10 protein-coding genes and 1 pseudogene are annotated in these 17191 nt (G+C 42.5%); 8 read left to right on the top strand and 3 right to left on the bottom strand.

The window, feature by feature from the left end:
• Positions 1-534: 534 nt before the first annotated feature.
• From ACGEDC_RS06640 to ACGEDC_RS06625, 4 genes are all read left to right on the top strand, one after another.
• Positions 535-4368, top strand: coding sequence for a S8 family serine peptidase (locus ACGEDC_RS06640; protein WP_394497255.1), 3834 nt, complete (start codon positions 535-537; stop codon positions 4366-4368).
• 215 nt (positions 4369-4583) lie between these two features.
• Positions 4584-6557, top strand: coding sequence for a methyl-accepting chemotaxis protein (locus tag ACGEDC_RS06635; protein ID WP_394497253.1), 1974 nt, complete (start codon positions 4584-4586; stop codon positions 6555-6557).
• A 145-nt stretch (positions 6558-6702) separates the two neighbouring features.
• Positions 6703-7440, top strand: a complete 738-nt coding sequence (locus ACGEDC_RS06630) for a substrate-binding periplasmic protein (protein ID WP_394497251.1) — start codon at positions 6703-6705, stop codon at positions 7438-7440.
• 82 nt (positions 7441-7522) lie between these two features.
• Positions 7523-7939 (top strand): DUF6491 family protein, encoded by a 417-nt coding sequence (locus tag ACGEDC_RS06625; protein ID WP_394497249.1) that lies wholly within the window; start codon positions 7523-7525, stop codon positions 7937-7939.
• Positions 7940-8017: 78 nt separating this feature from the next.
• On the opposite strand, the gene ACGEDC_RS06620 is transcribed toward ACGEDC_RS06625, so the two are convergent.
• The 3 genes from ACGEDC_RS06620 to ACGEDC_RS06610 form a co-directional block, all read right to left on the bottom strand.
• Positions 8018-9646 carry a ShlB/FhaC/HecB family hemolysin secretion/activation protein gene (locus ACGEDC_RS06620; RefSeq protein WP_080917055.1) on the bottom strand — a complete coding sequence of 543 codons (1629 nt, stop codon included), beginning with the start codon at positions 9644-9646 and terminating at the stop codon, positions 8018-8020.
• A gap of 323 nt (positions 9647-9969) precedes the next feature.
• The gene (locus ACGEDC_RS06615; RefSeq protein WP_282167151.1) at positions 9970-10722 is read right to left on the bottom strand and encodes a putative porin; all 753 of its coding nucleotides are present in this window, start codon (positions 10720-10722) and stop codon (positions 9970-9972) included.
• A 334-nt stretch (positions 10723-11056) separates the two neighbouring features.
• Positions 11057-12280, bottom strand: a complete 1224-nt coding sequence (locus ACGEDC_RS06610; RefSeq protein ID WP_055025525.1) for a threonine/serine ThrE exporter family protein — start codon at positions 12278-12280, stop codon at positions 11057-11059.
• A gap of 207 nt (positions 12281-12487) precedes the next feature.
• Here ACGEDC_RS06610 and ACGEDC_RS06605 point away from each other — a divergent pair, with 207 nt between their 5' ends.
• The 4 genes and pseudogenes from ACGEDC_RS06605 to ACGEDC_RS06590 all read left to right on the top strand — a co-directional run bounded on the left by ACGEDC_RS06605 (position 12488) and on the right by ACGEDC_RS06590 (position 17189).
• Entirely contained in the window at positions 12488-12883 is a 396-nt protein-coding gene (locus ACGEDC_RS06605; RefSeq protein ID WP_055025524.1) for an MAPEG family protein, read from the top strand.
• A 215-nt stretch (positions 12884-13098) separates the two neighbouring features.
• Positions 13099-15437 (top strand): annotated as a pseudogene (locus ACGEDC_RS06600) (YgiQ family radical SAM protein).
• A 186-nt stretch (positions 15438-15623) separates the two neighbouring features.
• Positions 15624-16172: a hypothetical protein gene (locus ACGEDC_RS06595; RefSeq protein ID WP_240433843.1), complete on the top strand. Its 549-nt coding sequence runs from the start codon at positions 15624-15626 to the stop codon at positions 16170-16172.
• 288 nt (positions 16173-16460) lie between these two features.
• Positions 16461-17189, top strand: coding sequence for a polymorphic toxin type 50 domain-containing protein (locus tag ACGEDC_RS06590; protein WP_394497245.1), 729 nt, complete (start codon positions 16461-16463; stop codon positions 17187-17189).
• Positions 17190-17191 lie beyond the last annotated feature (2 nt).

Raw genomic sequence — 17191 nt, 5'->3', positions numbered from 1 at the left:
TTTTTGCTTAACTTCATTTCTTTTTATTTCAAATAGAGTTGCCGCACTCTTAGGCTCATTGAGTCAGAAGTCCTCTGCTCAATACTCGTACATAGGTTTTCATTGAAACCACCACAAAGCTCAAGCAAATGGGCGTTGATTTTGTTTCTTTTATCTTTCAATAATTTTTCATTTACTTAATAAACAATAAGATAGCATCTGTTTTTTATTGTTTAATTTGGTGAGTGCACCATAAAATTGTCATGAAGCCCTGTTATGGAGTTAAAAGAGAATATATCGCTAAAGTTGGATACATTTTGATACAGTTTGTTTTTGTAAGTTTATGATTAAAAAGGAATTGAAATAAAAGTGAAGCTTAAATGAAATGGAATAGTCGCTGTATATTTGCCTCAGATTATTATCTTCGAGTATCAAGGTTACAGACATCGTTATTGCTGCGAAATGTTGTCGTTAACAGCATGATTTATTGCCAAGCAATGGCTAACGAAAACAGATAAAGACGCGATAGATAATAATTAGAACGAGGAAGATATTGTGACATCGATATATAAGAAAAGCTTAATTGCAGCAGCGCTAACGCTGGCATTTAGCCCTAACTTGCAAGCTAAAGTGGTTGATACCCGAGGTCTTGATACCGATAGTGGTCAGCGAGGATACCAACCAACGACCAAGAATCCACGTCAAATTGATAACCTTTATATGGTGTTATTAGATGACCAGCCCCTAGCGACTTATCACGGTGATAATGGGGATCTTAAGGCCACAAGCATTTTAGCTAACCCATCAAATTCCCGAGCTAAAACAGGCGTGCTGAATGTTAACAGTGCAGTGAGTCAGCAATATATTCAATACCTTAATACCCAGCGTAGTAAAACATTGTCTCTGGCGAAATCAACATTGAACCGCCAATTGGCTGTGCATGACGAGTATCAAATTGCCTTAAACGGTTTCAGCACTGAGTTATCAGAAAAAGAAGCGCAAATGCTGGCCTCTGTTGCGGGTGTAAAAAGCGTTCAAAAAGTCGAACTACGTCATTTGAATACTGACTCTGGGCCAAAGCATATCCAAGCGCCAAGTGCTTGGGATGGCTCAGCAACAGGTGTTTCTAGTATGGGTGAAGGTGTCATCGTCGCAATCATGGATACTGGGATTAACCATACAAGTGCTTCTTTTGCTGATATTGGTGGTGATGGTTATGACCACACAAACCCACTCGGAGAAGGCACCTACTTAGGTCATTGTAGTGATTCTGATTTAGCTCATTATTGTAATGACAAATTGATTGGTATTTGGGCGCATGAAGCTCTTTTAGACGACTATACCCCAGAAGGGGACGACCGAATTGGTATTGACCATAATGGTCATGGCTCTCATGTGGCTTCAACCACAGCAGGTAACATCGTTAAAGATGTGACGGTTTATAACGCCGTTGGCGAAGAAGCTGAATTTAGCTTTGGTCAAATTAGTGGTGTTGCCCCTCACGCCAATATTGTGTCTTATCAAGTGTGCGCCGCCGATGCAGGATGTTGGCCTGATGTCACTGCATTAGCGGTTGAGCACGCAATTGAACATGGCGTTCAAGTTATCAACTATTCAGTCGGTGGTGGCGCAAGTGACCCATGGAATGACACTGATGCATTAGCATTTCTTGCTGCGCGAGAAGCGGGTATCCATGTTGCGGTCGCAGCAGGTAATGACGGCCCAGGCGCTGAGACCGTTGGTTCACCGGGTAATGCGCCTTGGCTTACCACCGTCGCCGCTTATACACATGATCGTAGCTTCACAGACAAGGAAGTCACCTTTACAGGCGGTGATTACGATCTTGAGCCATTAACAGGTAAAGGCGCAACAAGCGGTATCTCTGGCGACATCATTAGTGCTGCAGATTTAGGCATGGCAGGCTGTCTTGAGCCTTTTGACGCTGACACAGTAACCGGAAAAATTGTTGTATGTGAGCGAGGAGATATAGCAAGGGTAGCTAAGGGGACTAATGTTCGTGCTGGTGGCGCTGCTGGTTTAGTCTTGATTAACTTAGAGGGTGGCGCTGAGACAGTCGATGCTGATTTACACGTCTTACCCGCAGTACATTTAGATGCTGATCAAGGTGCACTACTGACGGATTGGCTATCGTCTGGTTCTGATCATACTGTGAGTTTTAATGCGTCAGTACTTGAAAGCGATCCTGCTAAAGCAGATATTGCGGCGGAATTTACCTCACGAGGCCCTGAGTCAATAATGAACCGTTGGCTTACACCGCATATTTCTGCTCCTGGCGTTGAAATTTACGGGGCGAATACAGAGTATCAACCGTGGCGAGATACTGGAGATAAAACAGAATCTCCGACGACCTTTATGAGCGGTACTTCTATGGCGAGTCCGCATATTGCAGGTGTGTATACCTTAATTGCTGCTTTAAAACCGGAGTGGACACCGGCTCAAGCTCAATCTGCTTTAATGCTCAGTGCTGAAACAAACACATGGATGGAAGACGGTGTGACGCCATCCAGTTTATTTACAGGTGGAGCTGGCAGCGCACGTGTCGCAGATGCATTAAACGCTGGCTTGGTGATGGATGTATCGCATGAAGACTATACGTTAGCAGATCCTAGTTTAGACGGCACACCCGAGTCATTGAACCTACCTTCAGCATTAATGAATAACTGTATGATGGCGTGTTCGTGGACAAGAACATTCACAGCAACAGTATCGTCAACATGGACTGTGGGCGAGTTATCTCAAACCCCTGGTTTGTCTATCTCTGCAACCCCTTCAAGTTTTACCCTTGCTGCTGGCGAAAGTATTAGCTTAGATATCACTGCAGCCATTGGTGAAGGCTATGCGTCAGAATATGGCATGGGATACTTAGTATTAACGCCAGAAAATACCGCGCTAACTCCCGCCAATATGCCGGTAGTGGGGAGCTTTGTTGCTGGCAGTATGCCTGAAATAGCGCAGTTAACCACAGGGCAGAATAAAGGCAGTGCTGCGATTTCTGGCATTAAGACCGTCGGCTCAAGTGATATTCAGGTTGGGGTCTTTGAGTTAGCTGAAGTTGAAGTGATTGAAACAACCATACCTCGAGACGACAGCGATACATCGAACTGGCCAACGAATGTGTATAACGATAGCAGTAAGTATTATTCGCAATTAGTGAACATTACGCCGAACACTAAGCGTCTTATTGCACGTGTTAAACATACCAGTTCACCGGATTTAGACTTATATATTGGCCGTGATAGTAACTATAACGGTAAGCCTGATAATGCACGGGAAATGGATCCTTTAACGTGTATGAGCGCAACAGAAACGGCTTATGAGTCATGTGAAATCAATGACCCAGATCCAGGTTCTTACTATGTCACAGTGCACAACTATGGTGATACGTCTGCGCCGTCAGATGTCGAAGATGATGTGGTGATTGAACTCGCTGTCATTGGCAAAGATGATGAAAGTATCACTGTTGACTTTAAATCTGCTGTGGCAGCCGATGAGGATATTGGGTTAGTCCTTAACTGGGATAAAACACTTAAATCTGACACGCTTTATACGACTGTACTTGAAATTGGTACCGGTGTAGATGCTGCAGATAACGTGGGATTAATGCCAATTGAGTTATACCGAAAAGCAACCTATGCCCAAAGTCAGCTGGATGTCGAATCAGCAGATACTGGCGATATGATCACATTATCTATTGCGCTTGCAGACAATGACACTGATGAGGAACGCACCTTATCAGTCACTGCGCAGTTGCCAGTCGGTTTGGTTATCGAAAGCGACAGTCATCAAGGGAGTGTTGATGGTGAAATGGTTTCTTGGGAAGTGGTGCAAGCGGCCAATGAAGCTGGACAAGAGATTGTCGTGGAACTTGATACACAAGCATTGGTGATGAGCCAAGACTTGGTATTCAGTGTCTCGCATACTCTTAATGAAGTGAGTCATACTGAAATGCTAGCGCCTGTAATGTTAAGTGGTGTACCAGTTGCCAAAATCAATGGTGAACAATCCATTTCGCTGACAGCTGATGAAGGCACGACAGTGAGCTTATCTGCAAGTGATAGTACCGCGCCTAATAGTGATGATGAGTTAACTTATGCTTGGAGCCAAGTGTCAGGCCCTGTGGTGACCTTCGCAGATGCAATGGCCATGGATACCGATGTAACGCTGCCAGCGGTTGATGCTGATGCCAGTGCCGTGATTGAGCTAACGGTCAGTAATGGTGTTAAAACAGCGGTAGCTGCAACAGCAACCATTGCTGTGACTGCTGAAGTGATAGCACCAGAGCCTGAACCTAAGTCTGATTCAAGCGGTGGTGCAATGGGATTATGGTTATTTGTGCTGGGCTTGTTAGGCCTTAGACGCAGAAGTTAATCTCAGCGCATCTTTATCTAAATTCTAAACTTTATATTTAAGCCGCTTCAATGATGAAGCGGCTTTTTATTTGTGTACGCTTTATGTGATTTTATTTATAGTGTTTGTCAGATTAAGTCTAAATTAATTGAGCTTAATCATCTTTTTTAGCTTGTTTTTATCATATTGTATGTCTTATTGGTTTTAACGTGTTCTGAATAAATAAGAAAAATAATATGAAGCTAAAACATAAGTTTAATCTCATTATTGTGCCAGCGGTTGTGTGTGGTTTTATGTTATTGGCAACACTGACTATTTACTTTAGTTTGGCCACCATGAAACAAACAGCTGAAAACACAGTAAGTGGTAATAGTGCATTGCTGCAAAAGAACATTGATAGTTGGTATCAGCATAACCAAGGTATTATTAGCGCACTCATTCGCAGCCCATATATACGTGAAACGTTACAAGCTAATAATGCTCACATAGGCAATCGCATCTCGACAGGCAATAACGTCTCGCAGGTTGCTGAGCAACTCTCTAAGCACTTTGCGGCCTTAGCTTCTGAATTTCAATTTAGAAACCTCGCTTTACTCAATAAACAAGGTGTCGCCATCGCAGCAAGTAATCAGCAGCGTATTGGCCAAAGCTATCAGCAGCTTCCTTATGTTAACGCTGCATTTAACCAAGCAGATATTGTTATCTCTAACCCGAGAAAAAGCCGAGTAGACGGTAAGTTATTGGTCACTTTTGCGAAACGGGTTCAAGGTGAAGGGGTGTTATTTGCCAGTATCCCACTGGATAATTTTTACCATGACTTTGTTGATATTAGCCAACATGATGAGCATAGCTATGCGTTTATTTTATCAGCGCAATGTGAGCTTATTGCTCACCCATTAATAGACAGTCAGCGGGCGTTTGCGTCACACCAAGCATTGTGCAAACAGCAAGATGGCATCGTTGATTTTGAAGAGAATGGGGTCGCGTTTCTTGGCTCAATCAGGCAACAAGCTAGTACGGGGTGGATCATTGTCAGTGCTACCGATAAAAAAGTTATGGCCGCAAGCCAGTCTCAATTAATACTGCTGAGCAGCATTGTGGCCTTAGTTTCATCATTATTGATCACAGGGCTTATTTTAGGGTTAGTGAATGCAATAACCAAAGGGTTAGGGACAATGGTCACCGCAGTCGATGATTTATCGGTAGGAGATAGCAATCTGACCCACCTTGATGCCAAAAAGTGGCAAGCACTATTGCAACGCACTGATGAGCTAGGCCATATGAGCCAGTCAATGAAGCAATTAATTGAGATGCAAAAGCGCCAAGTTGCTGCGGCTGAAATTATCGCATCTGGTGACTTAACTTGTCAGCCGTCGGTAGCCGGTGAGCGAGATCTGTTAGGGCATGCGTTGGTTGAGATGGTGCATAACCTCACTTTGTTGACGGTATCGGTAAAGCAAAATACCCAGCAAATTATCAGTGCGACAGAAGATCTGAATCATCACAGCAACAGTCTGGCACAAAGTGCTACTGAGCAGCTAACGTCAGTAGGCTCGATCAGTGCAGCGTTGCAAGAAATAGACAGCCAGATCCATTTAACAGCTAACGCAACAGAAGAAATGAACCAAAAAGGTCAATCCGCTTATTTAGCTGCTAAAGCTGGTAATGATCGAATGCAAGACTTGAGGGTCGCTTTACAAGATATTCATGTTTCAGGTGAACAAATTGCCACTATCATGCGAGAAATTACCCAGATTGCTGAACAAACTAACTTAATTGCACTTAATGCAGCCATTGAAGCGGCACGGGCAGGAGAGTTTGGCCGAGGGTTTTCTGTGGTGGCAGATGAAGTAAGAAACTTAGCAAGTCGCAGCGCTGAAGCGGCTGATAAAACGGTGAAATTAGTGCAAATGTCGTTAACTAAAATGGATGAAGGTAATCTCGTTGCAGAGCAAACTGGCATCGCATTCAACGATATTGTGGCTCACATGAGTTATTCAGCAGAGCAGCAAGATTTTATCGCTCAGGCAAGTAAGGAGCAGGCGTTAGCAACGTCGGAATTAACAGAAGGCTTGGCGCAAATAGATGAAGTTGGCCAACAAGTGGGTATGATTGCTAATGAAGTCTCTGAACAGTCTCAAGGACTGTCGCACTTAAGTACCAATTTAAAAGCTGCGAGTGATAAATTTACTATAATAGAAACTCACTAATGGAGTTATCGATATAACTCAGGTGATGTGGTTGTGGCTGGCTACAATCTACCTCTATGAAAGTGCTCGTTAAATTGGCATAGGTACAGGTAAAGCAACAATCATATCCCGGTGTATATCGGTCGCGGCAAAAGGACTTATTGCCATGAAAGTGTTTCTTAATGTTTTCTTATTTCAGTTTCTTTGTATGTTCATTTGGCTAATACCTGTCGCTGGTGCGATGGCAAAACCCTATTCTTTTGTTGGTATCCAAGGGCTAGCAGAGCAGGAAGTCGGGGCCAGATTATTTGATGGATTTTGCAAAAAGTACCAATTAAATTGTGAAATTGAAATGTTGCCTGCAAGCCGAGCTGAGCTTAATGTGTGCGAAGCTAAAAGTGCCGGTGAAATCATGCGCATATGGGAATATGGCATTGATAATCCCGATCTCATTCGCGTTCCCACTCCTTATTACCACTTAAAAACGGCATTACTGGTTCGCAGTGATAATCGCCTCAATATTTACTCGCTAAAAGATATCGTCGATGTCAATGTGGGAGTGATCCGTGGTGTTAAGCATACCGAACAAATTGACGTAAACCCAGATAAGCTATTAAAAGTGGCATCTACTGAACAACTCATGCAGCTTTTAGTTAAAGGTCGTATTGATGTGGCGGTGACCAGTCGTTTAGATGGTGCAAGTACATTGAATAAGATGAATATCGACAATGTGATGATATTGCCTGTAGAGCTACAAACTTACCCCTTATATGTGTATCTGAACAGCGAATATGCCCATTTGGCTCCTATATTGGATAGCGCCATTAACGACAGCATTAACGCTGGATTAATGGATCAATGGAAGGTAGTCGCTGAACAATCCGTGATATCAAAAATTCATTAGCTTTTTCACTCATTCATTGGTTATGCTGACGTTATGCCGTTAAAAACGTTAACTAACTGAACATATTACGGGGTGATAGCTTATGTTGAATAAAATGATAATTGCGTTGGTATCGTTAATGTTATTGGGATGCAGTGCGTCAGAGGCAAGCAAACAAAAAGCTGCACTTTATCAATTTGATGAGCTGACTGAAGTCACCAGTATTGATAATTTTAGGATGGACGGTTGGCGAACGATGGACAATCGCACAGTGTTTGTTGATAGTCGACCAAAACAAACTTACCTCATTGTGTTAAGTGGGGTAAATACGAATTTAACGTTTGCAAAGGCCTTGGTTATTACATCTCGCATGGGTAAGGTGACAGTTGGGTTTGATGCCGTATCAACTGGCGACGCTCCGCAATTTAAAAGTCAAATTAAGAAAATTTATCAAATCGATAGCAAGGAACAAGAACAGCAAGTTCGTGACAAGATTGCTGGATTTGAAAACATCAAATAAGCCTTTCAGCTGTTAATGTTCAACAAGGGAACTGGTGTACTCAAGTTGAGTCGCTGAGGTTAAATAGTGAAGATCTTATTAAAAACGGTTTTTTACTTGAAAACGCCATTCCCAGTCATCGACTTTTTCCCCACTGGTAAAAGGCACGGCTAAATCAATATGACCTACGCTACCATAGCTTGATTTTGAGGAGAAAACTCGCGCACCAATGCCGACACTGCCTATAGGGGAGCTGACCTCGTTGTTTTCATCAGGTCCGCCAAAGGCTTGCCCTATATCAACAAAGGTTGCCCAACCTAATTCAGCTAATTGGTAAAGGTTGATGTTGGGATAATACCTAACTTCACCTGTGAGTAACCATTGATTATCACCATATTGGTAGTCATTGGGGTACCCCCGAACTCCAGTGTCATCACCTAAAGCAAAAGGTTTATCAAGGTAATTGTTTTTCGAGGTTGCCAGCCGAGTTTTAGCGTAGGCAGTCCATTTAGGATGAATTTTATAAAAGTACTCAGCTTGAGCGCTAACATTATAAAAGTCTTTTTGGCTGGTATTGATGCTAGCTTGGCCACTGAAATTGAGTAACAGTAAGTCTTTTTCTAGTTGATAACCTCGGCTAGAGCTAACATTAAAATGGTAGCCGATATTATTCCCCTCACTAACATCATTGGTTTCAAAACCAACTCGAGCATAATGGCGCCAGCCTAAATTAAAATCCTCATTATTGTTGATCAAGTGAATATTGGTAAAAACTTGATAGTCATCTTGCAGGTATTCATAACCTATCCAAGGGTAAATAAAATCTCTATTTTGAGGTAAAGGACCATCGGGGAACGTGTCACTGGCTGCAAATTGATGTTTATCCTGGGTAATACCGAGTGTTACTCTTGAAAGATCTGCGTCTGTTTTATTTAATAACCAACCAAAAGACAAGGCGGCATAATCAACGTTATGTTCGAATTCATTAACGTCTTCACCATTTTGTCTCAAAGTATCAATACGTTGATCTGTTAAGTACTCTGCAAAATACTGATCCTTTGTGTCCAATGAGTAAAAAGGCTTAGTAAAGTACAAGTGGGTTGCTTGGCCATCACTGTTGTCATAAATATTGGCAGATACAGTGGCATGTTGAATAATTTTGAGTGGGGCGGTAACGCCAAATTTATAACCCGTTCTATCAGCATTAGATTGATACTTAAGGCGAGTTTTAATCCCAAGTCCCATTAAGTTATCTTCTTTAATCCCGACTGAATATTTGGTTTCACCGCCACTTGAACTTAGACTAAATGTGGGGAGTAGCGACCAGTTATCCCAGGTTTCAACCACCACGGTTTGCTCATCGGAGTCCGCATCGGGCGCTTTCTGGGCAACATATATTTTTGCATCACGTAAGTAAGGTTCAGCACGTAATAACCGTTGTGCTTCAGCAAACGTTTTTTGAGTGACTTGTTCACCCTCTTTAAAAGTGAGCTTATCGAGAATGGTGGGTTCAGTGGTATTAATGTGTAGCCAATTCGCCCAATGATGGATAAAAAAGGCATCAGGGTCACTTTCGTCAAAAATAGCATTACTCTGCACGATAATGTTATCAACAGTAATGGTGTTATTTTGATTTGCTGTCTCACGGTCTTTATCGCTTTGATTGGGTACAGTTAGCGGTGCTTGTGAGGCTAATACAAGCACGGGAGACATCATGATGACTAACATAAAGCTCCAAGCGCAATGGATAAGCTTTATTGATGCGTTCGTTGTTTTTATTATGGTTACCTATACTTATTTTAATGGCCACAAATGAGAAGTCTTGAGTGCTATGTATAATTGGATTAGCTAATTAAGTTATTGACCTAATAGCAATTAATCATTGCACGATCATTTTTAGTGCAAAGGTTTAGTGGCTAAGATTAAGTATGGCGGGTATTTGAAATTTCGCAGATTATTTACAAAAATTATTGGTTTTACTGAGAGAGTTAATAAAAAAAGGAGCCTCATCATGGCTCCTTTTGGGTATCAGGGGAGATAGTAAGCAAGGTTTAGAAGCGACCGACAATACCGATACTTGCGCCAAAGCCATCTACATCAGAATCAAGTACTTTAGATACTTCAAAAGTTGCAGAGAAAGCGTCAGACATACGCAACCAGTACGCTGTCTTAGCTGCAAAATCATTATCTGAACCGTCGTCAACATATCCAAGCCCAACAGACCAAGCTTTAGTCACATACCAGTCAGCATTCAAATTGAAGATGTCGTCATTGTCAGTGTGAGTCCACATAGCGCCTAAATCGATGCCTGTTGTGGTTTCAAAGGCTAGAAAGCTGCGAATTTCAGCACCGTAGAATGACTCAAAATCATCACTGCCATCGACATAGAATGCCGCGACTTTCGAGCTGTCATTGAAGTAGTAACCCGCATCGAATTGGTAAAGGTTGCCACTGAAATCGCCGATTTCAAAGCGATTGTATTCAGCACCAACAAACCATTTTGAGTCAAATACATAAGTTCCATCAATACGAACAGTGTCAGTATCTGCATCATCAAACATTGAGTAACCAGCACCAATATTAGTGGTTTGCGCTAAAAAACCATTCAATGCATATGGGCCATTATCTTGTGATACTGGCTTGATGTAGTAGCGGTAGTTTAGATCCCAAATACCATCGCCGAATTCTTCAGTATTAGCTGAATATTCAAGACCTGCTTCGTGTTGAAACGGAGCATCTTGTGCTGCGATTGCAGGAAGTGCGAATAGACCAGATAGTAGTGCTAAAGCGGTAACGTTTTTCATCAATCATTCCTTTATTTGATTATTATCGCTAGGTGATTCAAGCAAATAAGGACATGGAGATATCAAGGTCGGTTGATTCATCCATTGAACCTGAATTACGGCCTAACATCATAGTCGGTGCCGCATGCTTTCCTAGCGGCGCAGAAGGTAATACAAATCAGAATAAAAAGAAAATAAAAAATACGAAATAACATAAAATTAATTATTTATCATGATGTTATTACGTAATAAGTAATGTATTTGACTGATTAAGACATACTTTGAGGTAAGGGAAGGTCAAACCGTGTGCTCCTATATTAATTAGGGATGACATGCTTTGACCTTAACGCTGAGATTAAAGGCTACGTTTAGGAGGCACAATCACGTTTGCAAAAATTAAACCTGCAATAAGTGACATAAAAATTAAAAATACCTGTGTGCCTAAATGAGCCTGGTTTAGCATGGTCTCACCTGAGATCATTGCATTTAAACCAATATAAGTTTTACTACCTGGAACCAAAATAACAATACCTTGAAGCAGTGCAATTGAGACGGGTGCTTTCATCCAACGAGCATAAAGGTTTGAATAAATGCCAACAGCCAGTGCGCCTACAAATATACCAATTGACTCCCCTAGGTAAAGACCGCCTAACATAGCCGAGAAATACGCCACAATACCTGCGCAAATTCCCCAAGGTGAGTCTTTGATACGTGCTTTAAAGATGATAACCAACGCCATAGACAGTAATGGAACAGCTGCCCATGAGGCATAGCGAGGGAGCAAATCGGGTTCAATATACACAGATTCGCCAAACATCACTTTACCCAAAGTCATGCCGAGTACAGCACCAAAATACAATTTAAAAAGCAGCATGATCGCATCCATGATCCTTGCTGTGCCTGATATTAAATCTCGAGCGGCAAGCTCAGCTAAACCAAGGGTGAGCGCTAAACCAGGGATAAAAATAATGATCCCTGACAAGATGACCACGGGGATATTAATGCTGGGATCAACCACCGCTGCAATACCACAGGTTAAAATCGCACAGACTACAGCCGCTAACGGTTCAAGCATTTCAGCGACACGTTTAGATTTTTCTGCCCAAAATACTAATCCGTAAACTAGTAAGCCCAGCATGCCAGACCAAAAAACATCGTTCCAGCTAGTATCCATTAGCATCGCAAACGCGCCAGCACTCACCCCAAAGGACAATAACGTTAGCCCATGGCCGTAAGGGTTAGGTTTATTGGCAATTTCTTCTAAACGCTCGAGTGCTTCACTCAGGGTACGTTGCCCTGTACTAAGCTCTTCAACCAAATCAAAGGTGCGCGCCAAAGAGCCTAAATCCAAGTCACCGGGTTTAACCCTGGCAACATGGTTATATTCTTGTTCGGTATCGTGCTGCAAGACAAAGGTCATTGAGGTGGGTGATATTAAAAAGTACCCCTCAATTCCTAAGGTCGAAGACACCGTTTGTAAGTGGGATTCAAGACGGTAAGCGGGCGTACCGAATTTATGCAGGGCTTTGCCTAATTTTATGATAAATCTGCGTTTTTCAATGAAGTTGTCATCGTTCATTAGGCGTGCGTCACTCTAGTTAACATGGGTAGTAGGTCAATGGCGCGAATAGTAACCGAAATGAGGTTGGCTGAATACCTAAAAAGCAGCAAAAAATTGTTAAAAAGTTGATAATTCCATTTTGTTTCAATGTGTATAGAATGAATACTCAATTGTAGTCACTATTTGGCTAAATGCCGTAAAAATAATAAAAAGGAAATATCACACATGTCATTGATGATTTCAGGGTTCTACGCCAGCTTAACCGTGCTACTTGCAATAGGTTTGTCCATCAGAGTGATTAAGCAGCGAAGGGTCAATAAAGTTGGTATTGGCACTGGTGGTAATGCTGATTTAGCGTTGGCAAAGCGTGTCCATGAAAACTTGCTAGAAAATGCGCCCCTTGCACTGATTTTATTCATGCTGGCTGAGTTTAATGGCTTACCTGCAGCAATATTGCATTGTTTTGGTACCGTGTGGATTGTGGCGAGATTATTACATGCCATAGGGTTAACTGCAGCTAAAGGCGGTGTGCACTTTGGCCGCGTTTGGGGCGTCTTGTTAACTTGGGTTGTGATGGTTGGCTTAGCGATTGTAAATATTGGATTTTTTATTGGTTTATAACAATCAGTTTTAGCCTTAAAGACAAAAGTCATTGTTTTTAATAAGGTTATAGAAACCTATAAATAGCTTAAAAACCTTATTTATGCTGCTTTTTTAGTCACACTTAGTGTGATGTAACTGCTATACTCCGCCTCCAGAAAAAAGTTGGGTGAGTTGAACTAAACTTGGTTAAGTGCAACTCACCAGATCGATGATGTTTAATGTAGGCAAATCTCATGCAAGTTGAATCCACGCTATTTAATTACCCAAGATACTGGGCCGAATGCTATGGCACGGCACCGTTTCTTCCTATGTCTCGTAAAGAGATGGATCAGCTTGGTTGGGATAGCTGCGATATTATTATTGTCAGTGGCGATGCTTATGTCGATCATCCAAGTTTTGGTATGGCTGTTATTGGCCGCATGCTCGAAGCACAAGGGTTTCGAGTGGGGATTATTTGCCAGCCAGATTGGTCGAATAAAAACGACTTCATGAAGCTAGGTCGCCCGAATTTATTCTTTGGAGTTACTGCGGGCAACATGGATTCGATGATTAACCGCTACACCGCAGATCGTCGTATTCGTAGTGATGATGCTTATACGCCTAATGATGAAGGCGGCAAACGCCCTGATCGCGCGGTTACTGTTTACACCCAGCGCTGTAAAGAAGCCTTTAAAGAAGTGCCCGTCGTCATTGGGGGTATTGAGGCAAGCTTACGCCGTATCGCCCATTATGATTATTGGTCAGACAAAGTACGTCGAAGTGTTATTTTTGATGCCAAAGCCGATATCCTAATTTATGGTAATGCCGAACGTCCGCTGGTGGAAGTCGCTCATCGTATTGCTAACGGTGAGAAAATGGCAGATTTACACGATATTCGTGGTACAGCAGTTATTCGCCATGAGCCATTGCCTGGCTGGAAAGGCATGGACTCACGTAAATTGGATCAATTGCATAAGATTGATCCGATCCCAAATCCATATGGTGCCGATGATGTTGGCTGTGAAAAGTTATCAGGTCCTACGGATAAAAAGATTTTTGATAACGATGCGCCTAAAGCTATTAGTGTCCAGCCGCCAAGACCCAAGCCATGGGAAAAAACTTACGTACTATTGCCAGCTTATGAAAAAGTCGCTGATGATAAATATTTATACGCTCATGCATCACGTATTTTGCATCAAGAGCAAAATCCAGGCTGTGCGCGTGCGTTATTTCAAGCCCAAGGTAATCGCTCTGTTTGGGTCAATCCGCCAGCTTGGCCATTGAATACTGACGAAATGGACGCAGTATTTGATTTGCCGTATCAACGAGTGCCGCACCCAAGTTACGGCAAGGCGAAAATTCCTGCATATGACATGATTAAAACCTCGATTAACATTATGCGAGGGTGTTTCGGTGGTTGTTCGTTCTGTTCGATTACAGAACACGAAGGACGCATTATTCAAAGTCGTTCACAAGAATCAATCATTAAAGAAATTAAAGATATTCAAGAAAAAGTACCTGGGTTTACTGGGGTGATTTCAGATCTTGGTGGGCCAACGGCGAACATGTATCGTCTTGGCTGCACGAGCGTAAAAGCGGAAACAACGTGTCGTCGTTTATCCTGTGTTTATCCAAGTATCTGTGGCCATTTGGGGACAGATCATAAACACACCATTGATTTATACCGAGCAGCACGTGACGTCCCAGGAATTAAAAAGGTACTGATTGCCTCTGGTGTACGTTATGACTTAGCCACTGAAGATCCACGCTATGTTAAAGAGCTGGCTAAACACCATGTTGGTGGCTATTTAAAAATTGCCCCAGAGCATACCGAAGATGGCCCACTCAGTAAGATGATGAAGCCGGGTATGGGCAGTTATCATAAGTTTAAAGAGTTATTTGATTTTTACTCTAAAGAAGCGGGTAAGAAGCAGTACTTGATCCCGTACTTTATTTCTGCGCATCCAGGGACTACAGATGAGGACATGCTGAACCTAGCGTTATGGCTTAAATCAGAAAAGTTTAAGCTAGACCAAGTTCAGAATTTTTATCCATCGCCAATGGCTAATGCGACTACCATTTATCACACTGAGCTTAACTCACTTAAAAATGTGAAACACAGCAGTGAAGAAGTGACCGTGCCGAAAAAGGTCGTCAACGTCGCTTACATAAAGCATTGCTACGTTATCATGATCCCGCTGGCTGGCCTCTTATTCGTGAAGCACTTGTTGCTATGGGTAAAGAGCATTTGATTGGCCACGGCGTCCAACATATTGTTCCGCCAGAAGCGCGTAATGAGCGCCAAGGCTTTGGTGCTAAAAACCGTGGCAGTAAGAGTGACGGCAGTAAAAAAGCATTCACCCGTTTTTCTGGTAATCAGTTTGATGATAGAAAGTCATCAGGCAAGAAACCCACACCTGCGAATAAAGCTAAGGCAGAAGGCGGCACCAGTGGGAGCGGGAAGTCATCGGATAAGGGTAACAATGCAGGCAAAGGCAAAACTGGCTGGTCACAAAAGAAAAAGCCGTTTAGCGCTAAAGGCACTGGTGGCGCAGGCCAAAAGCAAGGAAAACGCCCTGCGAGAGCGAAATAATACAAAGCATGGCTATTGTTAGCTCTATGATTTAACCTTGTTACATTAAAACCGTCTTTATAGACGGTTTTTTTTCAGGTTTAATTAAACAATCACTGTTAGTGTGATGTGTGAATAAAAATAACGAGATCGATACTAAAAGGAATAATAATGAAAAAAATATTGATCGCTGGTGTAATCAGCAGCATGGCGCCTGCTATTGCAATGGCACATGCCCCTAAAGACAACCCACAACATCAATATTTTGATGCAATCGCCGCTTACTGCGGTAAAGCGTTTGCCGGTGAAGTGACAGCTGGTAATGAAGCTGACTCTGCTTTTAGTAATAAAGCGTTAATCATGCACGTACGTGAGTGCAGCGATACCGAACTTAAAATACCTTTCCATGTAGGTGATGACCATTCACGTACTTGGGTGATTACCAAAACTGAAACAGGCTTGCGTCTCAAGCATGATCATCGTCATGAAGATGGTACTGAAGATAAAGTCACTATGTATGGCGGCGATACTGCTGATATGGGCAGTGCGACTCAGCAGTCATTCCCAGTTGACCAAGAGTCGATTGATAACTTTAATGAAAACGGTTTAACGGCGTCAGTAACTAACGTGTGGCACATGTATATTGAGCCAACCACATTCACCTATCGTTTAACGCGTGAAAACCGCGACTTTAGAGTCGACTTTGATTTAACCAAGCCTGTGGCATTACCGCCAACGCCTTGGGGACACGAATAAGAGCTAATTAGGTTCAAGTTTAGAGATGAGAGTTAAAACCTTTTTTCATAATATGAGAAAAGGTTTTTTTATGTTTGGGTGTATGGTTACAACATGGGCCGCTTTATGTCAGTGGATCCGTTTATTCAGAGCCCGACATCGACCCAGAGTGTCAATCCATAATCGTATATTATGAATAACCCGCTGGTTGGGACGGATCCGACGGGGTATGTGGGTTGTGCCGCTTCCAGAATAGAGTCAACCTGTGAAAGCACAGATATAAGCCATGGAGGTAATGGTGGCGAACGCATGGCTATGACTAATAAAGTTTCAGCAGGATTAAACAATGCAAGTCAAGGTATAGCTAATGGAGCACTTCAATCACAACCAAGCCAGCAAGTAAATTTACAATTTGATAAGATAGGTGGGCAAGGTAGTATTGCGCAGCAAGGTGGGGGGAGTAGTGGTACCAATGTAAGTGGTGGGGGCTACAGCCCAGAAAGTGAATGTAAGATGTCGTGTCACGGTGCTGATGTTAGTGGTCACCGCCAAGGAACTGATGCCGAGTTGCTACCCTTGTATATAACGGCTATGGGAATTGAAATTCTAGTCCCTATCCTCCCCAAGGCCTTAACAATAACCAAGGCTGACAAGCTTGCTGATGCTGGTGAGGCGGGACTCAAGATACTGAGAACTAGTGATGATGCGGTTAGTACGCTGCAATACGCAAGCACTGTCAGTAAGCAGAAGCAAATGAGGCATATTGCAGGAACTGCTCCAGCAAACAAAAGCTACCTTAATTCGTTAGATGATGCTCAGAAAGTGTTAGATAATTTTAATTCGGGCAACTATAAGCTAATAAGCGAGAACATAAAGCAAAGTACGGTTACTATACGGATTGAAAGTGTGTCTGGTAGGTATATTAATATTGGAAACCCTAACGGTTTACCCGATGTAAATAAGGCTACAAATGTTTTTATGATTCAGTCACTGAAATCACCTAAAATCGTCCCGGTGAATCCTAATAAGGCACTATGAAT

The sequence above is a fragment of the Shewanella sp. ENK2 genome, assembly GCF_043568515.1.
Classification (GTDB): domain Bacteria; phylum Pseudomonadota; class Gammaproteobacteria; order Enterobacterales; family Shewanellaceae; genus Shewanella; species Shewanella japonica.
The sequence above is the reverse complement of the archived record's forward strand: the minus strand, read 5'-3'. Positions and strand labels throughout refer to the sequence as shown.